The 23,778-nt window shown below is 68.2% G+C and carries 22 protein-coding genes; 15 read left to right on the top strand and 7 right to left on the bottom strand.

All coding sequences use genetic code 11. The features are described 5' to 3' along the window. Nucleotides 1-34 precede the first annotated feature (34 nt). Both radA and mqo read left to right on the top strand, forming a co-directional pair. The gene (radA, locus tag CH42_RS14775) at nt 35-1,357 is read left to right on the top strand and encodes a DNA repair protein RadA (protein WP_053353973.1); all 1,323 of its coding nucleotides are present in this window, start codon (nt 35-37) and stop codon (nt 1,355-1,357) included. 31 nt (nt 1,358-1,388) lie between these two features. After that, nucleotides 1,389-2,912, top strand: a complete 1,524-nt coding sequence (gene mqo / locus CH42_RS14770; RefSeq protein WP_053353978.1) for a malate dehydrogenase (quinone) — start codon at nt 1,389-1,391, stop codon at nt 2,910-2,912. A 101-nt stretch (nt 2,913-3,013) separates the two neighbouring features. On the opposite strand, the gene CH42_RS14765 is transcribed toward mqo, so the two are convergent. The 4 genes from CH42_RS14765 to CH42_RS16455 all read right to left on the bottom strand — a co-directional run bounded on the left by CH42_RS14765 (nt 3,014) and on the right by CH42_RS16455 (nt 5,338). Then, a complete protein-coding gene (locus CH42_RS14765; protein ID WP_239684075.1) occupies nt 3,014-3,778 on the bottom strand; it encodes an HAD-IIB family hydrolase in 765 nt (254 codons plus the stop codon). 61 nt (nt 3,779-3,839) lie between these two features. Continuing rightward, the gene (locus CH42_RS14760; RefSeq protein WP_053353971.1) at nt 3,840-4,262 is read right to left on the bottom strand and encodes a DUF6941 family protein; all 423 of its coding nucleotides are present in this window, start codon (nt 4,260-4,262) and stop codon (nt 3,840-3,842) included. Nucleotides 4,263-4,322: 60 nt separating this feature from the next. Further along, nucleotides 4,323-5,168, bottom strand: coding sequence for a hypothetical protein (locus CH42_RS14755; protein WP_053353970.1), 846 nt, complete (start codon nt 5,166-5,168; stop codon nt 4,323-4,325). 17 nt (nt 5,169-5,185) lie between these two features. After that, nucleotides 5,186-5,338 carry a hypothetical protein gene (locus tag CH42_RS16455; protein WP_156316646.1) on the bottom strand — a complete coding sequence of 51 codons (153 nt, stop codon included), beginning with the start codon at nt 5,336-5,338 and terminating at the stop codon, nt 5,186-5,188. 137 nt (nt 5,339-5,475) lie between these two features. On the opposite strand from CH42_RS16455, the gene argF reads away from it, so the two are divergent. Genes argF through tyrS form a run of 3 tightly spaced genes read left to right on the top strand, consistent with a single transcriptional unit; the run spans nt 5,476 to nt 9,156 of the window. Further along, nucleotides 5,476-6,402: an ornithine carbamoyltransferase gene (gene argF, locus CH42_RS14750; RefSeq protein WP_053353969.1), complete on the top strand. Its 927-nt coding sequence runs from the start codon at nt 5,476-5,478 to the stop codon at nt 6,400-6,402. Beyond that, nucleotides 6,399-7,817: an argininosuccinate lyase gene (gene argH / locus CH42_RS14745; protein WP_053353968.1), complete on the top strand. Its 1,419-nt coding sequence runs from the start codon at nt 6,399-6,401 to the stop codon at nt 7,815-7,817. Before argF ends, argH begins: the two co-directional genes overlap by 4 nt. Before the next feature lie 22 nt (nt 7,818-7,839). Next, nucleotides 7,840-9,156: a tyrosine--tRNA ligase gene (gene tyrS, locus CH42_RS14740; RefSeq protein WP_394325246.1), complete on the top strand. Its 1,317-nt coding sequence runs from the start codon at nt 7,840-7,842 to the stop codon at nt 9,154-9,156. Here tyrS and CH42_RS14735 read toward each other — a convergent pair. Then, nucleotides 9,143-10,144 carry an Lrp/AsnC family transcriptional regulator gene (locus tag CH42_RS14735; protein ID WP_053353966.1) on the bottom strand — a complete coding sequence of 334 codons (1,002 nt, stop codon included), beginning with the start codon at nt 10,142-10,144 and terminating at the stop codon, nt 9,143-9,145. The genes tyrS and CH42_RS14735 overlap by 14 nt on opposite strands. Before the next feature lie 210 nt (nt 10,145-10,354). Between CH42_RS14735 and CH42_RS16450 the strand changes: the two genes are divergently transcribed. From CH42_RS16450 to CH42_RS14725, 3 genes are read left to right on the top strand one after another with little or no spacing between them, the layout of a single operon-like run. After that, nucleotides 10,355-10,525 carry a hypothetical protein gene (locus tag CH42_RS16450; protein ID WP_156322604.1) on the top strand — a complete coding sequence of 57 codons (171 nt, stop codon included), beginning with the start codon at nt 10,355-10,357 and terminating at the stop codon, nt 10,523-10,525. Further along, nucleotides 10,522-12,003: a purine-cytosine permease family protein gene (locus tag CH42_RS14730; RefSeq protein ID WP_053353965.1), complete on the top strand. Its 1,482-nt coding sequence runs from the start codon at nt 10,522-10,524 to the stop codon at nt 12,001-12,003. Before CH42_RS16450 ends, CH42_RS14730 begins: the two co-directional genes overlap by 4 nt. A gap of 4 nt (nt 12,004-12,007) precedes the next feature. Beyond that, the gene (locus CH42_RS14725) at nt 12,008-13,162 is read left to right on the top strand and encodes an alcohol dehydrogenase catalytic domain-containing protein (RefSeq protein WP_053353964.1); all 1,155 of its coding nucleotides are present in this window, start codon (nt 12,008-12,010) and stop codon (nt 13,160-13,162) included. Nucleotides 13,163-13,181: 19 nt separating this feature from the next. Here the strand turns inward: CH42_RS14725 and CH42_RS14720 are convergent, their stop codons facing one another. Then, nucleotides 13,182-13,763, bottom strand: a complete 582-nt coding sequence (locus tag CH42_RS14720) for a helix-turn-helix transcriptional regulator (RefSeq protein ID WP_053353963.1) — start codon at nt 13,761-13,763, stop codon at nt 13,182-13,184. Between the two features lie 123 nt (nt 13,764-13,886). On the opposite strand from CH42_RS14720, the gene speB reads away from it, so the two are divergent. The 4 genes from speB (at nt 13,887) to CH42_RS14700 (ending at nt 17,444) form a co-directional block, all read left to right on the top strand. Continuing rightward, nucleotides 13,887-14,834 carry an agmatinase gene (gene speB, locus CH42_RS14715; RefSeq protein WP_053353977.1) on the top strand — a complete coding sequence of 316 codons (948 nt, stop codon included), beginning with the start codon at nt 13,887-13,889 and terminating at the stop codon, nt 14,832-14,834. A gap of 92 nt (nt 14,835-14,926) precedes the next feature. Then, complete coding sequence (locus CH42_RS14710; RefSeq protein ID WP_053353962.1) at nt 14,927-15,355, top strand: YybH family protein; 429 nt, start codon at nt 14,927-14,929, stop codon at nt 15,353-15,355. Nucleotides 15,356-15,357: 2 nt separating this feature from the next. Beyond that, complete coding sequence (locus CH42_RS14705) at nt 15,358-16,782, top strand: purine-cytosine permease family protein (protein ID WP_053353961.1); 1,425 nt, start codon at nt 15,358-15,360, stop codon at nt 16,780-16,782. Between the two features lie 2 nt (nt 16,783-16,784). Next, nucleotides 16,785-17,444 carry a cyclase family protein gene (locus CH42_RS14700; RefSeq protein ID WP_082309474.1) on the top strand — a complete coding sequence of 220 codons (660 nt, stop codon included), beginning with the start codon at nt 16,785-16,787 and terminating at the stop codon, nt 17,442-17,444. 18 nt (nt 17,445-17,462) lie between these two features. Here CH42_RS14700 and CH42_RS14695 read toward each other — a convergent pair whose 3' ends face one another. Then, nucleotides 17,463-19,115, bottom strand: coding sequence for a PucR family transcriptional regulator (locus CH42_RS14695; protein ID WP_162231100.1), 1,653 nt, complete (start codon nt 19,113-19,115; stop codon nt 17,463-17,465). A 150-nt stretch (nt 19,116-19,265) separates the two neighbouring features. Here CH42_RS14695 and CH42_RS14690 point away from each other — a divergent pair, with 150 nt between their 5' ends. The 3 genes from CH42_RS14690 (at nt 19,266) to CH42_RS14680 (ending at nt 23,664) form a co-directional block, all read left to right on the top strand. After that, nucleotides 19,266-20,777 carry a sodium:solute symporter gene (locus tag CH42_RS14690; protein ID WP_053353959.1) on the top strand — a complete coding sequence of 504 codons (1,512 nt, stop codon included), beginning with the start codon at nt 19,266-19,268 and terminating at the stop codon, nt 20,775-20,777. Between the two features lie 101 nt (nt 20,778-20,878). Continuing rightward, complete coding sequence (locus CH42_RS14685; RefSeq protein ID WP_053353958.1) at nt 20,879-22,681, top strand: thiamine pyrophosphate-binding protein; 1,803 nt, start codon at nt 20,879-20,881, stop codon at nt 22,679-22,681. Then, entirely contained in the window at nt 22,678-23,664 is a 987-nt protein-coding gene (locus CH42_RS14680; protein ID WP_053353957.1) for a C-terminal binding protein, read from the top strand. Before CH42_RS14685 ends, CH42_RS14680 begins: the two co-directional genes overlap by 4 nt. Nucleotides 23,665-23,778 lie beyond the last annotated feature (114 nt).

The following is a 23,778-nucleotide window of genomic DNA, read 5'->3' as shown; positions in this document are numbered from 1 at the left end:
CACCGATGTCGGAGGCCGCCAGTAGGCTCGCAGCATGGCGAAATCAAGCGGCGCGTACGTCTGCACCGAGTGCGGGTGGCAGACGGCGAAATGGGTCGGTCGCTGCGGCGAATGCCAGCAGTGGGGCACGGTTGCAGAGCCGGCTCGTGCCGGTGCCTCCTTGGCGCGCACCACGAAGGCGGTCGCGCCCGCCGCCGGTCGCGAGGCCCGACCCATCACCGAGCTTTCGGGCGACGCGGTGCGCCACCATCAGACGGGCATCGGCGAGCTCGACCGGGTGCTCGGCGGCGGGGTCGTGCCCGGGGCAGCGATCTTGTTCTCGGGTGAGCCGGGCGTGGGCAAGTCGACGCTGCTGCTCGACGCGGCGGCACGGGCCGCCTCGACGGGAGCGCGAGTGCTGTATGCGAGCGGAGAAGAGTCGACCGGCCAGATCCGCATGCGGGCCGAGCGCACCGGGGCCCTGCACGACACGCTCTACCTCGCCAGTGAGACCGATCTCGCGACGGTGCTCGGGCACATCGAGTCGGTCGATCCCGAGCTGGTCATCGTCGACTCGGTGCAGACGCTGGCGAGTGACCAGGTCGACGGCGGGGCCGGCGGGCCGGCTCAAGTGCGAGAGGTCGCTGCGGCACTGATTCGGGCGGCGAAGGGGCGCGGCACCCCGGTGATCCTGGTGGGTCACGTCACCAAAGATGGTTCGGTCGCCGGCCCGCGGCTCCTCGAACACCTGGTCGACGTGGTGTGCCATTTTGAGGGCGATCGTCAGACGTCGCTGCGTTTTCTGCGCACCTTGAAGAACCGATTCGGGCCGACCGACGAGGTCGGGTGTTTCGAGATGACAGATCGAGGTATCTCAGAGGTGCCCGACCCGAGTGGCCTGTTCCTGAGTCGCACGAGCGCACCCGTCAGCGGCACTTGCGCCACCGTGGCGATGGAGGGCCGCCGCGCGCTGCCGGTCGAAGTGCAGGCGCTCGTGGCCAAGAGCGCGACCCCCAACCCGCGTCGCGTGACGAGCGGCGTCGACCCGTCGCGCGTCGCCATGATTCTGGCCGTGCTCGAGCGTCGCTTCGGTGCTCGAGTGCACGACCAAGACGTGTATGTATCGACGGTCGGCGGGGTGAAACTGTCGGAGCCCGCGGCCGACCTGGCGATCGCCCTGGCCGTGCTGTCGGCCATCGCCGATCAACCGCTGCCGCACGACCTGGCAGCCTTTGGCGAAATCAGTCTGGCCGGTGAGATTCGGCCAGTTGTTGCGGGGCCGCAACGGGCCACTGAGGCCGCGCGCCTAGGCTACGTGCGGATTGTCGATGCGGGCGCTCAGACTCTGGACCGTGCCAAGCGAGACGCAGGGTTCTAGTGCTCTGCGAGCGGGGCTAGACTTGCAGACCGTGAGCAACAACACGGTAGACGTCGTCCTCATCGGTGGCGGCGTAATGAGCGCCACGCTGGGTACCCTCATTAAGCAGGTCCAGCCCGATTGGTCCATCGAGATCTTCGAATCCCGCACCGAGGTCGCGACGGAGAGCAGCAACGCCTGGAACAACGCGGGCACCGGGCATGCCGCACTCTGCGAGCTGAACTACATGCCCGAGGGCGCAGACGGCAGTCTGTCGTCGGCCAAGGCCATCGATATCAACGAGCAGTTCCAGCTCTCGCGCCAGTGGTGGTCGGCGCTCGTCGAGCAGGGCGTGCTGGGCGAACCCTCCACGTTCATCAACGCCACCCCGCACATGACGTTCGTGCGCGGCGCCGAGAACGTCGAGTACCTGCGTCGTCGCTGGGAGTTGCTGCGCACCGAGCCGTTGTTCTCGGACATGCAGTTCAGTGAAGACCCCGAGCAGATCGCCGAATGGGCGCCTCTGCTCGTCGACCGTCGCGCCAAAGACGAGGTCTTCGCCGCCACCCGCTCGGAGAGTGGCACCGATGTCGATTTCGGTTCGGTCACGCGTCAGCTCGTCGACCACCTCGTCGGTGAGGGCGCCAAGCTGCACCTCGGCGCGCAGGTGCGCAAGCTGCGTCGCCGTGCCGACGGCACGTGGGACGTCTTCGTGCGCAACCGCTCGGGGTATTCCACCACCGTCGTCAATGCGAAGTTCGTCTTCGTCGGCGCAGGCGGTGGCGCGCTCTCGCTGCTGCAGTCGTCGGGCATTCCCGAAATCAAGGGCTTCGGCGGCTTCCCGATCAGCGGCAAGTTCTTGAAGACCAGCAACCCCGAGATCGTCCGCGCGCACAAGGCGAAGGTCTACGGCAAGGCCGCGGTCGGTGCACCGCCCATGTCGGTGCCGCACCTCGATACCCGCGTGGTCGATGGCCAAGAGAGCCTGCTCTTCGGGCCGTACGCGGGCTTCAGCCCGAACTTCCTCAAGAAGGGCTCCTGGTGGGACCTGCCCGGCTCCATCCGTGCGCACAACCTCGGCCCCATGATCAAGGTCGGCCTCACCGAGTTCTCGCTCGAGAAGTACCTGCTCGGCGAGCTCCTCGCGAGCCGTGAGCAGCAGATGCAGACCCTGCGCGAGTACATGCCCACCGCGCGCACCGAAGACTGGGAGATGATCGAGGCGGGTCAGCGCGTTCAGGTCATGAAGAATGACCCGAAGAAGGGCGGCATCCTGCAGTTCGGTACCGAGGTCATCACCGGCGGCGAGGGCACGATCTCGGGTCTGCTCGGCGCCTCGCCCGGCGCCTCCACCGCCGTGTTCGCGATGCTCGGTGTGCTGCGCAAGTGCTTCCCCGAGCAGTTCACGAACTCCTGGGAGGCGCAGTTCACGAAGCACGTGCCCGCCCTCGCGACCGGCGGTATCAACGGCGACGCCGAGCTCGCCGCAGCATCGCTCGCGCACACGGCAGAGGTGCTCGGTCTGCGCCCCGCCGCCGAGCCAGCTGAAGCTCCCGCGGCTTCCATCGAGGCGTAACCCTTCGAGTGCCCCAGAGGCACTGACACGAGAACGGGGCCGGATCGCGCACTCCCCAATGGGAGGCGCGATCCGGCCTCGTTCTCGTGTCGTCCCAGCGTCTACTTCGCCAGCAGCTCCTCAAGGAACACCGCAGTGTCTTCCCACCCGTGCACCGCGTGGCAGCGCACCCCGAGTGCGAGCACCGGGTAGTCATTGCCGTCGGGGTCGAGACGGTCGCCGACGAACAGCATCTCGTCGAGCGAGATACCCGTGTGCTCCACGAGCTTGCGCATACCGTACGCCTTATCGATGCCGCGCCGCGTGATGTCGACCGATGTGGAGCCGCCGCTGCGCACCTCGAGATCGGGCAGTCGCGCAGCGACCGCGGCGCGCAGCGTATTCTTCCTCGATCCGTCTGGGTCCCACGCGTGCTTCGCGTTGACCGGCGCGCGCTGGCCCAGTGCGGAGAAGGTCACCTGCGATCCGCGATCCTCCAGGATGTCGCCCCAGGGCTCCGCCTCCCAGAGCCCCAACCGCTCGGCCTCCTCGCGCAGCGCGAGCAGTGCGCCGTCGCGCTCCGCCGGAGTGAGCTGCTCGCGATACACCGTCACCCAGGCGCCGCTCTCGCGTCGCTCATACCGGGTGCCGCAGGTCGGCAGCAGGTGCAGACGTTCCAGCGTCGCCTCGTCGATGTCGCCGGCCGCGTCGAGCTGCGACACGAGCTGGGCCTCGAACTGCTCGAAATTGCCCCCCGAGATCACCGCGACCGTGGTGCGTTCGAGCAGCCGGGTGAAGACCGCGAGCATGCGCGGATCAAGCGCCGACTTCGAGGGCGCGAGGGTGTCGTCAAGGTCGAATGCGATGAGTCGGGGGAGGGAATTCACACGGAAGATTCTTCCATAGGCCGTCGCGCAGCGCCGCAGCATCTGTGCGGCACCGGCGGCGCTACTCGTCGTCGAACGACGGCAACGTGGTGGCGTTGGCGTAGAAGCGTACGTCGACGCGCTCCAGACCGCTGCCCTCGAACACGATGCGATAGCTCCCGGGCGAGGGCACCTGGGCTTCGTTGAGCGGGAACACCATCGGGATGTACCCGAAGCTGTCATTGCCGCCACCCAGGCTGAAGGTGCCCTCGAGGTTGAAGATCTCACCGCCGCCGACCGTGGGCTCGCACCGGGCGCGGAAGGTGCGTTCGGGGTCGCCGCGCCGCGCCTCGTTCTCGTCGTACTCCACGACAACGACGAGGGTAGCTCCGAGGTTCGCCGGATACTCGTCGCGATTGATCGTGTTGATGAACCCGGAGAGCACCCCGAGCGTGCCCTCGCGCACGTTGGCCGCGTCGGCGAGGAAGGCTGCTGCGACTCGCATGAGAACTCCTTGAGGTCGGTATTGCGATGGGGTGGTCGAGAACTCCGGGCGGCGGGGGCCTTAGCGCGGAAGCACCGCGGTGAGCACGATCGCGGCGATGGTGCCGAGGACGGCCAGCACCACGACAGGGATGCCGATCGCGAGCCAGACCCACATCGGCAGGCGACGTCTGAGGCGGCGGCCACCGGCCCCGACGGTATCGGCGTCGAACGCCAGGCCCGGAAGCTGCTCATCGACGTAGCGCGCGGTCTGGCGACTCACCTGGGCCGCCAGCACTGTGCGAATGCGGGCGAGCCGTTGCCACACCCGCGCGTCATCGAGGTCGAACCCCTGGGGCGCATAGACGAACAGGCGGTTATCGCGAATCTCGACGTCGAGGTCGCCGGTCTCATCGATGAGCAGCGCCATGACATCGGGTGTGAAAACGAAGAGTGCGTCGCGCTCGTATCCGGCCGGAGCGTACAGTCGGAAGTACCGGTCGAAGTCGCCCTCGAGCGACAGTGCCTGATGTTCGCTCGGCCGGTGTATCAAGCTTGAGAACGGGCCCCGATCATTGCTCCGGGCATCGAGCACCATCTGCGGCAGGCGACGGGGCAGCGTCATCGCGAAATAGCCGATATTGCGGCTGCGCTCGGGCGTCGACACCGACACGGTCTTCGTGACGGTGAACCCACCGCGCTGCTCGACGGAGGTGGCGGAGCGACTCCCGCCGGTGATGCGCCCGAGCTCCCAGTCGGTACCGCTGATGCGATCCCGAACCACACCGCTCGTTGCCTGTTCCCAGAGACTGTCTCCGAGCGCAGGCGGTTCGGCGGTGGCGGCGTAGGCGAACCCGTTGGCGCGCGCGAACGCCTCAAGCCCGCCGGGTTGCGCCAGGAGGTCGAACGACTGCAGAGGTGCGTCCATGCGCGTGCGCGGTGCTGCTATTCGACGCTGAGCGACGAGTGACCGCTGAAATCGATCGGTGATTGACCGGTGATGGCGGTGACGGCGACCAGGGCGAGCATCGCGACGGCGGTGCCGACGAAGACGATGCAGAAGAGGATGGCGATCGTGTCGAAGATCTTCGTAGACATGTGGCTCCCTGGAGTGGCAGTCGAACGGACGGTGCTGCAAGCCTGACAGCAGTGCGGCGATCGGTGCAACCGCGCGTCTGATCGCAAGCGACTCGGGCGGTCGAACCGCCGCCTCTGCCGCGTCTAGACTGGTGCGGGTGACCCGACATTTTCTCCGCGACGATGATCTCAGCCCGGCCGAGCAGCTCGAGGTGCTCAACCTCGCCGCTCGACTGAAGCGAGAGCCGTTCTCGGAGCGACCGCTCGAGGGGCCGCAGTCGGTGGCCGTGTTCTTCGACAAGACGTCGACGCGCACGCGCTTCAGCTTTGCCGCGGGTATCTCTGAGCTCGGCGGTTCACCGATCATTGTGAACCCCGGTGAGGCGCAGCTCGGGGTCAAGGAGACGGTGGCAGACACCTCGAAGGTGCTGTCGCGCATGGTGTCGATGATCGTGTGGCGCACCTTCGCCCACGCCGGGCTCGAAGAGATGGCTGCGCACGCGACCGTGCCCGTCATCAACTCGCTCTCCGACGATTTCCACCCGTGCCAGATTCTTGCCGACCTGCAGACGATTCGGGAGCAGTGCGGTGAGCTCGCCGGTCTCACCGCCACATATGTCGGAGATGCCGCGAACAACATGGGGCACTCGTACCTGCTCGGCTTCGCGACCGCGGGGATGCATATCCGCATTGCCGGGCCCGAGGGCTACCACCCTCGCGCAGACATCGTCGCCGACGCCGAGCGCATTGCGGCCCAGACGGGCGGCAGCGTCACGATTCTCACCGACCCCGCCGAAGCGGTGGCCGGAGCCGATGCCGTCATCACCGACACCTGGGTGTCGATGGGGCACGAAGACGAGAAGGCGGAGCGCGTCGCGACGTTCGGTGCGTATCGCGTCACCCCCGAACTGATGGCACTCGCGAACGACGATGCCGTCTTCCTGCACTGCCTGCCCGCCTACCGCGAGTACGAGGTCGCCCCCGAGGTGATCGATGGCCCGCAGAGCGTGGTCTGGGACGAAGCCGAAAACCGCGTGCACGCGCAGAAGGCCCTGATGGCCTGGTTGCTGAAGGAGAGCAAATGACCGAGACCACCAACCGCGCCGGCGAAAGCGGAGCCCTCTGGGGTGGTCGGTTCGCGAGCGGCCCGGCGCCGGCGCTGGCCGCGCTCTCGAAGTCGACGCAGTTCGACTGGATTCTTGCGCCCTACGACATCCGCGGGTCGCAGGCGCACGCCACGGCGCTCGCCGCAGCGGGGTATCTGACCGCCGACGAGCTCCGCGAGATGCATGCCGCACTCGACGAACTCGCGGCGCGCGTCGCCGACGGCCGGGCCCAGCCCGCCGACGACGATGAAGATGTGCACTCGGCGCTCGAGCGCCTCCTCATCGAGATCACCGGCGTGCAGCTCGGTGGCAAGCTCCGTGCAGGCCGCAGCCGCAACGACCAGATTGCGACGCTGGTGCGCCTGTACCTGCTCGACCACGCTGCGGTGATTCGCGGCATGCTGCTTGACCTGCTCGATGCCATCGCAGACCAGGCAGCGGCGCACCCCGAGGCGATCCTGCCCGGCCGCACGCACCTGCAGCACGCGCAGCCCGTGCTGCTCGCGCATCAGATCGCTGCGCACGCGTGGCCGATCGTGCGCGATCTCGAACGCCTGCGCGACTGGGCCGCGCGCGCCAGCTTCTCGCCCTACGGTGGCGGCGCGCTCGCCGGGTCTTCGTTGGGTCTCGACCCGCGTCTCGTGGCACAGGAGCTCGGTTTGGGCGAGCCCCTCGAGAACTCCATCGACGGCACGGCCGCTCGCGACGTGGTGGCCGAGTTCGCATTCATCGCGGCGCAGATCGGCATCGACCTGTCGCGTCTGTCCGAAGAGATCATCCTCTGGAACACGAAGGAGTTCGGCTTCATCCGTCTGCATGACGGGTACTCGACCGGGTCGAGCATCATGCCGCAGAAGAAGAACCCCGACATCGCCGAGCTCGCGCGCGGTAAGTCGGGCCGGCTCATCGGCAACCTGACCGGGTTGCTCGCCACACTCAAGGGCCTGCCGCTCGCCTACAACCGCGATCTGCAAGAAGACAAAGAGCCGGTCTTCGACTCCATCGCCCAGCTCGAGGTGCTGCTGCCGGCGTTCACCGGCATGGTGGCGACCGCCACGTTCAACACCGAGCGCATGGCCGAGCTCGCCCCGCAGGGGTACTCGCTCGCGACCGACGTCGCCGAGTGGCTCGTGAAGCAGGGCGTCATCTTCCGCGACGCCCACGAAATCTCGGGCGAACTCGTGCGGTACTGCGAGGAGCGCGGCATCGAACTGCACGAGCCGAGCGACGCCGAGCTGGCCTCGGTCTCCGAGCACCTGACGCCCGCGGTGCGCGAGGTACTCACGATCGAGGGCTCCGTGAACTCGCGCGTCGGGGCCGGCGGCACCGCACGCGTGCGCGTCGACGAGCAACTGGCGCGCCTCGCTGAGCGCATCGCGGAGTTCCGGGGCTGACACACGCGGTACGATGTCAGGCGTGTCTGAACTGAACGATCGCACCGAGATCCTGGCCGCCCAGCGCAACGACGACAGCTTCGCCACTTTGTGGGCCGAGCTGGAGTGGCGCGGGCTGATCCACGTTTCGACCGACGCCGAGGCGTTGTCGGAGCTGATCGAGGGCGAGCCGTTCGCGTATTACTGCGGCTTCGATCCGACGGCGTCGAGCCTGCACCTGGGCCACCTGGTGCAGTTGCTGCTCATGCGTCGTCTGCAGCTGCGCGGCCACCTGCCGCTCGGCCTTGTCGGCGGCTCCACGGGCCTCATCGGCGACCCGCGCCCGACTGCGGAGCGCGTGCTGAATTCGCGCGAGACCGTTGCCGAGTGGGTCGACTCGCTCGGCCAGCAGGTGTCGCGGTACCTGAGCTTCGAGGGCGACAACGCCGCCCGCCTCGTGAACAACCTCGACTGGACGGCGCCGCTCTCGGCGATCGACTTCTTGCGCGAGATCGGCAAGTACTTCCGCGTCGGAACGATGGTCAAGAAAGACATCGTCGCGAAGCGACTGAACTCGGATGAGGGCATCAGCTACACCGAGTTCAGCTACCAGATCTTGCAGGGCCTCGACTTCCTGGAGCTCTACCGCCAGTACGGCTGCAAGTTGCAGTCGGGCGGCAGCGACCAGTGGGGCAACCTGACGAGCGGCACCGAGCTGATCCGCAAGGCCGAGGGTGCCTCGGCGCACGCGATCGGCACCCCGCTGATCACGAACGCCGACGGCACGAAGTTCGGCAAGAGCGAGGGCAACGCCATCTGGCTGAACCCCGAGATGTGCTCGCCCTACACGTTCTACCAGTTCTGGCTTAACCAGGCTGACGCCGACGTGGTGGATCGCCTCAAGGTCTTCACCTTCCTGTCGCGGGCAGAGATCGAAGATTACGCGCGTCAGGTCGCCGAGGAGCCGTTCAAGCGTGCCGCGCAGAAGCGTCTGGCAATCGAGGTCACCACGCTCGTGCACGGTGCGGCGGCGACGCAGGGCGCGATCGACGCCTCCGAGGCGCTCTTCGGCCGTGGAGACTTGACCGCACTCGACGAGTCGTCGCTGCGCGGTGCGGTATCTGAGCTGGCACAGGCACCGGCGGTCGTCGGCACCGCGATCGCGCAGCTGCTGGTCGACACCGAGCTCGTGAAAAGCCTGGGGGAGGCCCGCCGCGCGATCGCGCAGGGCGGCGTCTACGTGAACAACGTCGCGGTCGAGGCCGAAGATCGCGTGCTTGAGTCGAGCGATCTGCTGCATGGCGCGGTCGCTGTGCTGCGCCGCGGCAAGAAGACCCTCGCGGGCGTCATCGCGGCGTAGCCCGCTCCGCCCGCGCATCAGTGCCCGCCCGCGAACTTCGCGGGCGGGCACTGATGCGATCGCCCTCCCCGTACTGCTCCTTGACGATGCGGAGATTCGCCCACGTCTCAATGCGGGCGACCTCGGGCAGGGTGCGGAGCCGATCGGCAAGGTCGAGCAGTTCTTCGTAGCCGTCGGCCGACAGAGTCACGATGAGGTCGTAGTCGCCGACGGTGACCGCGACAAACTCGGGGTCGAGGGTGCGCACACTCGCGAGGGCGTCGGCGATGCGTCCGCGGATCTGCACGCCGACGCCGAGGGAGGGCGTTTCGAGGTGGTCGCTCCCGTCACCCGTGACCGAGGTCAGTGCGCCGCGCACGGGAATGCCCACGACCTTCACGGCACCATTGCGCGTGAGACGCTCGAAGCGCAAACGCGCGCCGCTCGGCGAGATGCCCGCGGCGTCGCCGAGCTCCCGAAACGATGCCCGCCCATCGCGCTGCAGATGCTGCACGATCGCGCGATCCGCGTCGTCGACAGCAAATGTCGTGCGTCCCGTGCGGAGCGGCGAGTAGCGGTTGACCTCGATGCTCTCGTACAGGTGCGTGCGCACCTCCTGCACGCCGGGGAGTTCGCGCACGAGGTCGACCGTGTCGCGTAGGTGCGGGTCGGCCCCGACGCGCACCTCCACGTCGATGGAGTAGTGGCCGCTGATATCGGCGATGAACGTTGACTCTGGCATTGCCGCAAGTGCGGCGCGGACGGGTGCGATCGGCCCTGAGACCGAGAGCTGCAGGTAGGCGAACCGCTCGAGCCCGAGCAGGTCGGGGCTGATCGACACGGCGAGGCGCAGTTCGCCGCGCGCCATGGCGTGCTGCACGATGTGCGTCACCTGCCGGCGGCTCACCCCGAGTTCCTCCGCGATGCGCGAGTAGCTGGCGCGGCCGTTCTCGCGCAGGCCGCGCAGCACGCGGCGGCGGAGCTCGGCGGACTCGATCCCGAACTCCACTGTGCCTCCCAGTCGGTCAATGCCGCGTGCGCAAATACGCACACGGTCGGATTGATTCTAGGTGTTTCGTGTCGAAATGCTCTCGCATCTGTTCAGAATCGCATCGCTCAGCGAATCGAGCGAACGAAACGCACCACGCTCGCCTAGGCTGGCTCCGTTCTCGCTGCGGCGAGACCGGGATCTGCACGGATACACAAGGAGGTCTGTCCCATGAGTACAGAAGCGCGGCTCGCCGAAGAGCTTGAGCGACGTCTCACCGAAGTCGAAACGGTCGAAGCGACCGACCCCGTTCACGCGAAGCTGGGCTCCGCGAGCCTGGCACTGTTTCTCGGCGTCGTCGTCGTGATCGCGGTCGGTTCGTGGCTGGCGGGTGCAATGTGAGCGCCCGAGACGAGCTGACCGAAACGCAGGCCGTTCGCGTCGAAGCGGCGGTCGCGGAGGAGGCGACCTACGGCTCACTGCCGCTGACGAAGCAGGAGCGCACGTGGCGCGCCGCCGACTTCAGCTGGGTGACGCTCAGCCTCGCCATTGCGACCTGGGCGTTTCTCACCGGCGGATCCACCGTGCTGCTCGTCGGCTTCGGCGACGGCATCGCCGCGATGCTGCTCGGCAACACGCTGGGCCTCGCGATCATGGTGCTGGGAAGCGTGCTGCTCAGCCAGCGACTCGGCGTCGAGCAATACCGTGCGCTGAAGTCGGTGTTCGGGGCGGTCGGCGTCGCCATCGTCGTCTTCACCGTCGTGCTCGTCACCGAGATGGGCTGGAGTTCGCTGCTCGGCATCATGTTCGGCCGCGCATTCACGGAGATCTCGAACCAGGCGTTCGGCACGGCGTTCAACGTCGAGGGCCCCCTCGTCACGGTGTTCGCGCTGGCGGCGATCCTCGGCGGATGGTGGCTGCTCTCCCGCGGGCCGGTCGCGATCAGTAAGCTGAACCGCTTCGTCGCCCCGGGGCTGCTCATCATCGTGGCGCTCATGATGGTGCTGCTCATGTCGCAGCACACCTGGAGCGACTTGTTCGCGGCCGAGCCGCTGGCGCCCTTCGAGGATCAGACGCTCAACTTCTCAATGGCCGTGGAGTTCAACCTCGGTGCCGGTCTCTCGTGGTGGCCCGTGATGGGCACACTCGCACGCCTGACCCGTGGGCCGAAGGCGGCACTGTGGCCCGCGTACGCCGGGATCTTTTTCGGTACCGCGGTGGCCCAGGTCGTCGGCATGGCCGCGGCGCTGATGCTCGGAGCGGCGGATCCCACGGCGTGGATGGTGCCGCTCGGCGGCCCGGTGCTCGGCGTGCTTACGCTGCTCTTCGTCGGGTTCGCGAACGTGACGAGCATGGCGTCGATCGCCTACTCGACCGTCCTCGCCATCAAGCAGTCGAGCGGACACTTGCTTGCGAGGTTGCGGTGGCCAGCGCTGTGCGCGGTGTTCCTGTTCTTCCCGGCGGTGCTCGCGCTGTTCCCGAGCTTCATGTACGGCCAGTTCATGACCTTCGTCGTGATCTCGGGTGCGTTCATTGCGGCGATCTGCGGGGTCATCATCGCCGACTACCTCATCCTGCGGCGACAGAACGTGCCGCTTCGCGCCCTCTACGCGAGTGGTGCGCAGGATCCGCTGCGTTTCACGGGCGGGGTGAACCTCGCAGCGATGGCAGCCGTGGTGATCGCGTCGGTGTTCTATCTGTGGGTGTACAACCCGATCACCCTCGAGACGCAGCCGATCTTCCGCTACGCGACGGCGACCGTGCCGACCGTGGTGATCGCGATCGTCGTCTACCTGGTGCTCAACTGGCTGCTCTACGTGCGCCGCGGCCGCGGTGCGTACGGGCAGGTCGATCCGTTCGCGGCCGCCGGAAGGAAGTAAGCAGATGACCGAGGCGATCGAGGTACGGGCAGCGGTCTACCGCGGCGACGATGGCGACCGGCTGACCGTCGACACGCTCACGCTCGCCCCGCCGCAGCACGGCGAGGTGCGGGTCAGCGTGCGCGCGGCCGGCGTCTGCGGATCGGATCGGCACGTGCTCGACGGCGAGTGGCAGGTGCCGTTGCCCGCCGTGATGGGGCACGAGGCCGCCGGTGTCGTCGACGCGGTGGGCGCCGGAGTGCGCGGTCTCGCGGTCGGCGATCACGTCGTCATCGCGTGGCACCAGGCGTGCCAGCGCTGCGGCGAGTGCACCGGAGGCAAGCCGTGGGCGTGCACTCGCGCGAAGTCGAATGATTCGCTGCTGCCCGACGGCACGACCCGGTGGAGCGACCGCGACGGCGAGGCGGCCTTCCCGTACCTCGCGACGGGCGCGATGGCCGAGTCGATCGTGGTGCCCGAATTCGCCGCGATCAAGATCGACGAGCGCGTGCCCTTCGACGTCGCCAGCCTCATCGGTTGCTCTGTGGGCACCGGCTACGGCGCGGTCGCGAACAACGCGCGCGTGATCGCCGGGGAGTCCGCCGTGGTCGTCGGCGCGGGCGGCGTCGGCCTGTCGATCATCTCAGCCCTGCGCCTCGCCGGCGCGAACCCGATCGTCGCGGTCGACGTCGCCGAGGCGAAACTCGCCGAGGCGGTGCGGGCCGGTGCCACGCACACGGTGCTCAGCGCGCCCGACCTTGCGGACCAGGTCGCGACGCTCACCGACGGGGGAGCCGACGTGGCGTTCGAGGCCATCGGCCGCGTGCAGACGATGCAGCAGCTGCCCGGGCTCATTCGCCCGGGTGGCCGCGCGGTGTTCGTCGGGCTCCCACCCGAGGGGCAGACGGTCGAGATCGACGGTCTGCTGCTCGCCTACGAGGGCAAGACCATCATCGGCTCGAACTACGGCGGGCTCGTGCCGGCGCGCGACTTCCCGCGCGTCGCGGGCGCGTACCTGTCGGGGGCGCTGCCGCTCGACGAACTCATCAGCGCTCGGGTCGGGCTCGACGAGGTCAACGAGGCCTTCGACGCGATGCGCCGAGGTGAGCGCACGCGCAGCGTCATCGTGTTCGACACCGATGCCGATGTCGACACCGACGCTGCCGAAGCCGCCGCCTAACCGCCGCGGTGCCGGGTGCTCAGGCCGAGCCGCTCCACGCGGCCGGCACGAGCACCCACACGGCCTCGGCGCCCGAGGGGCCCGCGCGCCAGGTGTGCGGGGTGCGGCCGGGGAAGGTGAGGGTGTCGCCCGCGAAGAGCGCGATCTGCCGGTCGGCGAACTGGATCTCGAGTTCGCCCGACACGACGTGCAGCGATTCGAGGTTGCAGTTCACGGTGTAGAGCTGGTCGCCGCCGCTGGCGTCGGGCTCGAGCGATGAGCGCAGCACCTGCACGCGATCTTCCGACCGCGGGGTCACGAGTCGCTCGTCGGCACCGGTGCCGCCCATGTTGATGGCGGGCGCGGTCTCGAGGGGGATGAGCTGCAGCTCGGGCTCTTCGAAGAGGTTGCCGATCGGCAGCGAGAGTGCTTGGCACAGCTGCACAAGGGTGGGCACACTCGGCATGGTGTCGTCGCGTTCGATACGGCTGATGAAGCCCTTGGTGAGCCCGGTCGCCTGCGCGAGCTGCTCGAGTGTGAGGCCCTGGGCGAGCCGCGAGGAGCGGAGTTTCGCGCCGATGCGAATGGGATCGACGGCTGCCGTCGGGTGAATCGGTCGCATGCGGTCCTCGTTCTTCGTTCGCCGCGTTGACCGCGACGCGAGCACCAGTCTAGAGTGAATGCGAGTTCACCGATAGAACTCACTTGTTTACTCTTAGGAAACTTGGAAAGGATGAGACGCATCGTGACTTCTCACACTCCTCAGGGCCCGGTCGACGCGAGCCAGACGCCGCGCTACGCCGGCATCGCCACCTTCGCGAAGCTGCCGCGCATCGAGGATGTTCCGGCCGCCGACATCGCCGTCGTAGGCGTTCCGTTCGACTCCGGCGTGAGCTTCCGCCCCGGTGCGCGCTTCGGCCCGTCGCACGTGCGCGAGGCTTCGCGCCTCCTGCGCCCGTACAACCCGGCGCAAGACGTCTCGCCCTTCAACGTGAAGCAGGTCGTCGACGCCGGCGACATTGTCGCGAACCCCTTCAGCCTCGACGAGGCTGTGAACCAGGTCGAGGCCGCAGCCACCGAGCTCGGCGAGAAGGTCGACAAGATCGTGACGATCGGCGGCGACCACACCATCGCCCTGCCGCTCTTGCGTGCCATCAACAAGAAGCACGGCCCGGTCGCCGTGCTGCACTTCGATGCGCACCTCGACACGTGGGACACCTACTTCGGCGCCCCCACCACCCACGGCACCCCGTTCCGTCGCGCCTCCGAAGAGGGGCTCATCGACCTCACTGCGTCGATGCACGGCGGCACCCGCGGCCCGCTCTACGGCAAGAGCGACCTCGAAGACGACCTGAAGCTCGGCTTCCAGATCGTCACGAGCGAGTTCATCGAAGAGCACGGCATTCCCGCAGCTCTCGAGAAGATCCGCGAGCGCGTGGGTGACAAGCCGCTCTACATCTCGATCGATATCGATGTGCTGGATCCGGCTCACGCTCCGGGCACCGGCACCCCCGAGGCCGGCGGACTCACCAGCCGCGAAATGCTCCGCCTGATTCGCGGTCTCGCCGATCTGCACATCGTCGGCGCAGATGTCGTCGAGGTCGCCCCGGCCTACGATCACGCGCAGATCACCGCCGTGGCCGCGAGCCACGTCGTGTATGAACTCGTGAGCGCCATGGCGGCCCGCGACTGAGTGCACCCGGGGTGCGGATCGTCAGGATCCGCACCCCGCTCCCGTTTCACCCCCCGCACCACCCCGATTCACCTCGCCAACGGAGGCACCCCATGCATACCCCGGATCAGGCAGCCGTTCTCGCCGCCGCCGACGCCATCATCGAGGCCTTCGCCGCCACGGACACCGAGGCTTACTTCGCCGGCTTCGCCGACGACGCGAGCTTCATCTTCCACCCCGAGGCGTCGCGCCTGAACTCGCGCGCCGAGTACGAAGCGCTGTGGGCCGGGTGGGTCGCCTCCGGTTGGCGGGTGACCTCGTGCAGCTCGACCGATCGCCTGGTGCAGACCTTCCCGGGCGGCGCGATCTTCAGTCACACGGTCGCCACGAGCATCGATTCGGCTGACGGCCCCGACTCGTACGTCGAGCGCGAGAGCATCATCTTCCGCGCCGACAGCGACCAGTCCGACGGGCTTGTCGCGGTGCACGAGCACCTCTCGACGGTGCCCGATGCTCCCGCTCCCGTCGATACGGCGCTCTGATCATGACCAGTCCCGAGACCATGGCCGTGAATCTCGACGGCCAGCATGATTCCGCGGGCCCCGTCCGCGGCACCCAGTCGCTGCTGCACATCGGCATGATCTGGCTGGCGGCGAACCTCGTCGTTACGACACTGCTTACCGGCACCCTGTTTACCCCGGCTGTCTCGTTCGGCACGGCAAGCGCCATGATCGTGGTGGGCACGCTCATCGGAGTGCTCGTGCTGGTGCTCGTCGGCAACATGGGCACCCGCACCGGTCTGCCGACGATGGCGCTCACGCGCGGGTCGTTCGGCATTCGCGGCAGCATTCTGCCGGCGGTTGCGAACCTCATCATTCTCATGGGGTGGAGCTGGGTGCAGGCGATGCTCGCGGGCGTCACCGTGAACTACCTGGTGCACGAGGCGACGGGCTTCTCGAACCCGATGCTGTTCTCCGCGATCTGCCAGGCGATCGTCGTCGTGCTCGCGATCTTCGGGCACACCGGTATCTCGCGCGTCGAACCCTGGCTCGCGCTGGCGATCCTCATCGTCATGGGCTTCGTCTTCGCTGCGGCCTTCAGCGCGTTCAGCCCCGGGGAGTTCGCCGCGATGCCGGTCGACGCTTCGCTCGGCGGCACCCCCTTCATCACGCTCGACATGGTGATCGCCACGGCGATTTCGTGGACCGTGCTCTCCGCCGACATGAACCGGCACGCGAAGAGCAGCACCGCGGGCATCGTCGGGTCGGGTATCGGCTACACCCTGTCGACGAGCATCGCGATGTTCCTCGGGCTGGTCGCGTTCAGCGCGGTGCTGCTGCGCGGGCACGAGGCCACGCCGTTCGATCCGTCGGTGATCGTCGCCGAGTTCGGGTGGCCGCTCGGCATCGCGATCTTCCTGTCGGTGATGGCGACCAACACCATGGTCGTCTTCGGCATGGTGACCTCGGTCGTGAACGCGCAGTCGAAGTGGCACCTGAAGTTCCTGCCGACCGCGATCGTGCTGGGTATCATCTCGGTGATCGGATCCACGTTCCTCGGGCTGCTAAACCAGTTCACCGATTTCCTCTTCATCATCAGCGCGTTCTTCGTGCCGGTGTTCGCGATCATGATCGCCGACTATTACCTGCTCAAGCGGCGCGGCTACTCGCGCCAGATCTTGCACGAGCGCCCGGAGAGCCGGTACTGGTACCGCGGCGGCGTGAACTGGATCGCCGTGATCGTCTGGGTGGTCGGCGCGGTGCTGTCGTATGTGCTGTCGTACGTCGCCCCGAGCCCGATCGGTGCGAACATTCCGGCGTTCGTCATCAGCTTCGCGCTCTATCTCGGGCTCATGCTCGGCATCGGTCGCGGGGGCGCGCTCGGGCTCATCGACCCGCGCGACCGCATGCGCACGGGGCATCTGCTCGACGGCGCCGACGAGACCGCGGCACTGCGCCTGGAGCACTGATCGTGCGCGCCGTCGATCTCAGTCACCCGATCCTCTCCGGCATGCCCGTCTATCCGGGCGATCCGGAGGTGACGGTGGAGCCGGCACTGACGGTCGAGATCGACGGCGTCGCCGTCGCGCACCTCGATCTCGGTTCGCACGCGGGCACCCATCTCGATGCGCCCGCGCACTCGATCGTCGGCGGACGCACGGTCGACCGCATTCCGCTTGAGCGGCTCACAGGCGTTGCGCGGATGCTCGCGGTCGGCCCCGAACCGGCGCGGCCGGGGGAGGTGCTCGGCAGCGACCGCATTGCGGGTGGGGTGCCGGATCGCCTGCCCGAAATCGTTTGCATCGCCACTGGCTGGGACGCGCATTTCGGCTCGCCCGAGGCGCTGCACCACCCGGCGGTGGCGCCGGAGCTCGCCGAGCTGCTGTGGGAGCGCGGCGCACGCGTGCTCGGCGTTGATGCGTTGAGCCCCGACCCGACGGGCACGGTCCCGGCCGAGTCCGAAGCGAGCGGCATGCCCGTGCACGAGTTCTGGCTCGGCGGCGACGGGGTCATTGTCGAGAATCTCGCCCGGCTCACGGAGCTGCCCGAGTCGGTCGATGTGGTGCTGCTCCCGCTGCGCATCGCTGCAGGTGACGGCTCGCCCATTCGCGCCGTCGCGTTCGTGGAATAGTGGCAGGCGGCTCGGGTTTCAGCTGCTCGCGTCGAGTGCAGTGAATGCGAGCAGCATCCGCGCCCGCTCGACAGGATCATCGAGATCGCGTCCGAGCTGTTTCGCCGACTCGGCGATGAGCCGGCGCACCGTGTTGCGGTGCAGCCCGGTCTCCCGTGCCGTACGATCCCAGGATCCGTGCTGGCGCAGCCACTCCGCGAGCGCCGTGCGATGCTCGGTGAACGCCGCGTCATCGAGCGGGGCGAGCCACCGACCGGCAACGACGCGAGCCACGCTCGGATCGGCGATCGCGCTGGTCGGCCAGACCTCGGCCGCGGATTCGGGATCGCCGTCGTTCAGGTGCCGGCCCAGATGCCGTGCGGCGCGGCCCAGCTCTTCCGCTTCGAGCATCGCCTCTTGTAGCTCGTCGAGCTCGTGGGGCCGGCTCACCGCGAAGAGCCAGCCGAGCGCAGATGCCTGCGCGAAGTCTGCGGCCGACGGTGGCCGCGACACGAACGCGCGGATGCGGCGCGCGCGGTGCTCGACGAACGGCGTGTGCAGCAGTCGCCGCAGCCAGCCGGCGTCTGACGAGTAGGTTTCGTCTGAACCGCGTTGGTCTCGAGGGTGCTGCGGATCCCGAATCGCAACCAGCCCGTGCACGGTGCGCGCGCCCCCGCCGAACGAATTCGCGACGAGTCTGGCGAAGCGGTCGCGTTCGCCCCCGCCGCCGCGCCGCTGGCTCGCGTCGACCATTAGGTGCATGAGCAGTTGGTCGACCGCCATCGACTGTTCGACGGGAAGCTGCACCACGAGCCCGATGAGATTCGCGGCGAGCAGGAGTGCCGTGCGGTCGGTGCTCGTGAGTCGCGGGGCCCGGCCGAGCAGCAGCACCGCAGAGGGTGCGACGATTCCGGCTCGGGTACGGGTGGGGGTGATGCGGTGCGCGGTGACCTCGTACCGCTCGCCGGCGGCCTCCACCGTGGTGAATGCGGTCGGCACGGCACCGCGCGCGCGGCCCTGCGCGTCGAATCGGGTCGCGACATCGGCGAGCAGGGAATCGATGTCGAGCGCCTCCGGCACGGGCCCTCCGGTGTACGTGTCTTCATCGATCTGTAGCAGCGCCCACCCCTCGCCGCTCTGCGCGAGCACGGAGGTGATGCGCTGCGCGGGTCCGTGCTGCAGCGCCGCCTCGGTCACCCGTCGTGCGAACGTGTTCATGACCTCGAGCGTGCGGGTGCGCTCGGTCTCGAGCGCACGGTTCAGGTGCATCGTGATCGGCGCGAAATGCACGTGCGGAGGCAGCTCGATGAGCGGGAACGACTGGCGACGGCAGGCCTCGACGAGGGCCTCGGGAACCGCGTCATAGACCGGTTCGACGCCGAAGACGAGCGCGGCGACGCCTCCCTCGCGCAGACCCGCGACGTAGGCGTCGATGGCGGTGGGCTGCTCGGGGAGGCCGAGCCCGGTGATGAGGAGCAGGTCGCCCCGTGTGACGTAGCGACTCGGGTCGGCGAGGTCGATGACGATCGAGGCCGAGACCTCTGTGGCGCGCACGCGGTCGAGGGCTGCGGGATCCTGCGCCAGCGATTCAGGAGCCGGCGACCGCAGACTGGCTTCGAAGGCCGGAGCGTCGAGCAGGGTCGAGAGCGGCACCGTGGCCTGTGCGGCCACCGATTCGGGTTCGAATTCCATGAGATCAGGATAGAACATCCCGAGCTTTGTGTATCCGGGATGATCCGCCCGAGACGCACGCGCGTTTCCCAGGTAGCGTTCAGCGTACGAAATCAGTGTCGCTGAGTGTGGGAAGCGGCGCTGCCCATCCGTTCCCACTAGGAGGACACTGTGGTCCTGGACTACATCGTCATGGCCGTCTACCTCGTCGGGATTCTCGGCGTCGGGTACTGGGGCATGCGCCGCTCGAAGTCGAAGAGCGATTACCTCGTCGCCGGGCGCCGCCTCGGCGGCTTCATGTACTCGGGCGCTATGTCGGCGATCGTGCTCGGCGGCGCATCGACCGTCGGCGGCATCGGCCTCGGGTGGGAGTACGGCCTCTCGGGCGCCTGGCTCGTCACCTGCATCGGTCTCGGCATCCTCGTGCTCAGCGCCTTCTTGGCCAAGCGCATCGTGAAGCTCAAGGTCTACACGGTGACCGAGATGCTCGATCTGCGCTACGGCGGCTCGAACGGGCTCATCTCGGGCATCGTGATGTTCCTGTACACGCTGATGCTCACGGTGACCTCGACGCTGGCGTACGCCACGATCTTCCACGTGCTCTTCGGCATCTCGAACCTGTGGGGCGTCGTCATCGGCGGCACGATCGTCGCAATCTACTCGATCATGGGTGGCATGTGGTCGATCACCATGACCGACGTTGTGCAGTTCATCATCAAGACCGTCGGCATGTTCCTGCTGCTCCTCCCGATCGCGCTCATGACCGCGTCGGATCAGGCCGGTGGCTGGGGCGGCATCCGCGAGCGCCTCGGCGACTCGTTCTTCTCGCCGTGGTCGATCGGCGGCATGACCATCGTCACCTACGTCATCGTCTACACACTCGGTCTGCTGATCGGGCAAGACATCTGGCAGCGCGTCGTCACCGCCCGCACCCCGCGCGTCGCGAAGTGGGGCGGCATCACCTCGGGTGTCTACTGCCTGCTCTACGCCTTCGCCGGTGCCCTCATCGGTATCGCGGCACGCGTGCTGTTCCCCGAGATGGAGAACCGCAACGACGCTTTCGCCTTCATGGCGCAGGAGATGCTGCCGCCAGGGGTGCGCGGCATCGTGCTCGCCGCGGCGCTCTCGGCCATGATGTCGACCGCGAGCGGTGCGCTCATCGCTTCGGCGACGGTCTTCTCGACAGACCTGCTTCCCGCGATCAAGCGCATCTTCGGCGTGAAGACGGCGCGTGTCGAGATGCACGACGGCCATGTCGGGGGCGAGAGCCTGCTCGGCTACCGCATCACCATCTTCATCTTGGCGGGCATCACGATGTTCATCGCGACGATCGTCACGGACGTGGTCGCAGCGCTCACCGTCGCGTACGACATTCTCGTGGGCGGCCTCGGCGTCGCGATCATCGGCGGTTTGTTCTGGAAACGCGGCACCCGTATCGGCGCCGTGAGCAGCATGCTCGTCGGCACGATCGTCGTGATCGTCTCGATGGCCATCTGGGGCATTCTCGCGAACGAGCCCATCTACTACAGCCTCATCGCGAGCCTGCTCACGTACGTCATCGTCAGCCTGGCGACCAAGCCGACGCCCGCGCCCATTCTCGATGAGTGGACGATGCGCCTGAGCCTCGACGACCGCACCGCGGTCAACGACGTCGTGTACGACGAGGTGCAGCAGACCCGCTGACCCGACTCGCACCCGAATTCCCCGGGCCGGCACCCCGCCGGCCCGGACACGGAGGGCACGCCCGCGCAACGAGTGCCATCGACCCCTTTCAGGAGGAACAGATGACCATCGAATCGCCGGGCGTGCCCGCTGTCGTTTCACCCACCGCCGCGGCTCCGGCTGCAGCTTCGACTGCCGGAGCCTCGACTGCCGGCATCGCCTCACCCGCCGGCGACGACGGCCGCCGCATCGGCGGCGACGTCGTGCTCGAGACGCTCCGCGCCCTCGGTGCGCGCGGCATCGTCGGCCTCCCCGGGCAGCACGCGCTCGGCCTCTTCGACGCGCTGCGCCGATCCGACCTCGCCTATCTCAGTGCCCGCGTCGAGAACAATGCGGGCTTCATGGCCGACGGTCTCGCCCGCGTCACGGGCGACGTCGCCCCGCTGCTCCTCTCGACCGGCCCGGGCGCCCTGACCTCGCTCGCGGCTCTGCAGGAGGCCGCTGCCTCGTCGATTCCGGTGCTCGCAATCAGTGCGCAGATTCCGGTAGTGGGCCTCGGCGGCGGCCGTCACGGCTACCTGCATGAGCTGCCCCAGCAGTCTGATTCGTTCCGCGGAGTCGTGAAGCACGTGGTGACGGTGCGCTCGATGAGTCAGATCCCGACCGCGATCGCGAACGCCTGGCGCATCGCCGACACCGCCCCGCGCGGCCCGGTGCTCGTCGAGGTGCCGCAAGACATCCTGCTCGAGCCGGCCGATGGCCGCGTCCCCGAGATTATCGCGGCCCCCGCGACCGCCGCCGCGGCACCGCTCGCACCGCTGCCCGAAGCGATCGCCCTTGCGGCTGACGTGCTCGCGGCGGCCGAGCGTCCCGTCATCTTCGCAGGCGGCGGCGTGGTGCGCGCCGGGGCCGAGGCCGAGCTCGTCGCACTCGCGGAGCGGCTCGACGCTCCCGTGGTGACCACGATCGGCGGCAAGAGCGCGATCGCCTGGGAGCATCCGCTCTCCGCGCGCTCCTGGATCGAAGACATCGCGACGACCGAGTTCCTCGAATCAGCGGATGCGCTGCTCATCGTCGGCAGTGGCGTCGGCGAGCTCTCGAGCAACTACCACACCTTCGCGCCGCGCGGCCTCGTGGTGCAGATCGAGGCCGACCTCGGCAAGCTCGGTTCGAACCACCCCGGCATCGGGGTGCACGCGGACGCGAAGCTCGCCCTCGCGCAGCTTGATAGCGTGATCGCGGGCTCCGGGCGCGCGTCGACCGCGCCGCGCCGCGAGGCAGCGGTCGCAGCGGTGCGCACGCTGCTTGAGACGGTGCTCACCCGCGTGGAGAGCCAGGGACTCGACTCCGAACTCGCGCTGGTCCGTGGGCTGCGCGAGGCCGTGCCCGCCTCGACCCCGGTGTACTGGGACATGACGATCCTCGCCTACTGGGGCTGGTCGGCTTGGGACCCGCGCGGGCTGGAGTTCGCGTCGGCTCAGGGCGCCGGCGGCCTCGGCTACGGGTACCCGGCCGCACTCGGCGCGGCGTTCGGTCGCCGAGTGATGGCCGGATCCGAAGCCCCGTCCGTGCTTGCCGTCTCGGGCGATGGCGGTGCGCTCTACGGTATCGCCGAGCTCGCGGTCGCCGCGCAGCACCAGTTGCCGGTCGTGTGGCTGATCGTTGACGACGGCGGATACGGTGTGCTGCGCGAGTACATGGAGGGTGCATTCGGCACTGCGACAGCGACCGAACTCGCCCGCCCCGATTACGTCGCGCTGGCAGAGTCGTTCGGCATCCCCGCCGAGCTGACCTCGCTCGCCGAAGCACCGGATGCCGTCGCGCGCGCACTCGCAGCCGGCGGCCCCCGCGTCGTCGTGCTGCCGGCCGTGCTCGAACTGTTCGCGCCGACCCACCTCGATCGCCTGACGGGAGCGGGGGAGTGACCCGCCCACTCGTCGTCTTCACCGACACCACCGATCTCGATCCGGCGCCCGGGCGTGCGCTGCTCGAGCGGGCCGGCGCGGCGACCATGCTGCTCGATCTGCCGGCGGCACCAGGCACAACGCGTGAATTCCCAGCCGGGGCAGAAGCAGCCGTTGCGCTGGTGGTCGGCTATGCGCGCATCGATGCGGAGGTGCTGGATCATCTGCCGCAGGTGCGCTGCATCGCGACGATGAGCGCCGGCGTCGACATGGTCGACCTCGACGCCGCGCGCGACCGGGGCATCTGGGTGGTGAACCTCGTGGATGCCGCGACAGAAGAGGTGGCTGCGCACGCGCTGTCGCTGATGCTGGCGCTCGAGCGCGGGTTGCGCGACAGCTGGGCGGTGACCGCCGCCGGCGGGTGGACCGAAGACGTCGCTGCGGTGCCGCGGCGCTTGAGCGGATTGACGCTCGGTCTCTTCGGCTACGGTCGCATCGCTCGCCGCCTCGCCGAGATCGCCGCCCCCACTTTCGGAGCCGTGATCGCGCATGACCCGTTCGTCGCTGAGAGCGACGGCCTCGTCGAGCTCGTCGACCGAGAGTCGCTGTTGGCGCGCTCCGACGTGCTTTCCGTGCACCTTCCGCTCGCGCCCGAGACTGTCGGGGCGATCGGTGCCGAGGCGTTCGCGGCGATGCGCCCGGGCGCGAGCTTGATCAATGTGTCGCGCGGTGAGCTCGTCGACAGTGCTGCGCTGGGGGCCGCCCTCGATGCGGGAACCCTGCGTGGCGCCGCCCTCGACGTGCTCGACGGGGAGCCCCCGGTGGCGGATCACCCACTGCGTGACGATCCGCGCGTGCTGGTGACGCCGCACGTGGCATTCCTCTCCGACGGATCACTCGAGCACTACACGCTGGACCCGGCCCGGACGATCGTGGAGTGGCTCAGCACGGGCACACTGCCGCGTGCCGTCGTGGCAGGCGAGCGTGGAGTCGCGCTGCTGTAGACGCACCTCTTCGCGAGTGTGAATGAACGGGCGTCGCTTTCCAGAACAGGGAAGCGGCGCCCGTTTCGTGCGTTCGTGAGCCCGGTGCGTCGGTTTCGGGTGTGCGGCGCGCCC

It is taken from the genome of Leucobacter musarum subsp. musarum (genome assembly GCF_001273845.1).
GTDB lineage: Bacteria > Actinomycetota > Actinomycetes > Actinomycetales > Microbacteriaceae > Leucobacter > Leucobacter musarum.
This window is presented reverse-complemented; position numbering and strand designations above follow the sequence as displayed.

Bases quoted from the DNA above. Each gene is read 5' to 3' on its own strand.
- argH (WP_053353968.1), top strand. From the start codon at position 6,399: ATGACCGAGACCACCAACCGCGCCGGCGAAAGCGGAGCCCTCTGGGGT.
- CH42_RS16455 (WP_156316646.1), bottom strand. From the start codon at position 5,338: ATGTCTACGAAGATCTTCGACACGATCGCCATCCTCTTCTGCATCGTC.
- CH42_RS16450 (WP_156322604.1), top strand. From the start codon at position 10,355: ATGAGTACAGAAGCGCGGCTCGCCGAAGAGCTTGAGCGACGTCTCACC.
- CH42_RS14685 (WP_053353958.1), top strand. From the start codon at position 20,879: ATGACCATCGAATCGCCGGGCGTGCCCGCTGTCGTTTCACCCACCGCC.
- CH42_RS14760 (WP_053353971.1), bottom strand. From the start codon at position 4,262: ATGCGAGTCGCAGCAGCCTTCCTCGCCGACGCGGCCAACGTGCGCGAG.
- CH42_RS14720 (WP_053353963.1), bottom strand. From the start codon at position 13,763: ATGCGACCGATTCACCCGACGGCAGCCGTCGATCCCATTCGCATCGGC.
- CH42_RS14710 (WP_053353962.1), top strand. From the start codon at position 14,927: ATGCATACCCCGGATCAGGCAGCCGTTCTCGCCGCCGCCGACGCCATC.
- radA (WP_053353973.1), top strand. From the start codon at position 35: ATGGCGAAATCAAGCGGCGCGTACGTCTGCACCGAGTGCGGGTGGCAG.
- CH42_RS14755 (WP_053353970.1), bottom strand. From the start codon at position 5,168: ATGGACGCACCTCTGCAGTCGTTCGACCTCCTGGCGCAACCCGGCGGG.
- CH42_RS14695 (WP_162231100.1), bottom strand. From the start codon at position 19,115: ATGGAATTCGAACCCGAATCGGTGGCCGCACAGGCCACGGTGCCGCTC.
- CH42_RS14725 (WP_053353964.1), top strand. From the start codon at position 12,008: ATGACCGAGGCGATCGAGGTACGGGCAGCGGTCTACCGCGGCGACGAT.
- CH42_RS14705 (WP_053353961.1), top strand. From the start codon at position 15,358: ATGACCAGTCCCGAGACCATGGCCGTGAATCTCGACGGCCAGCATGAT.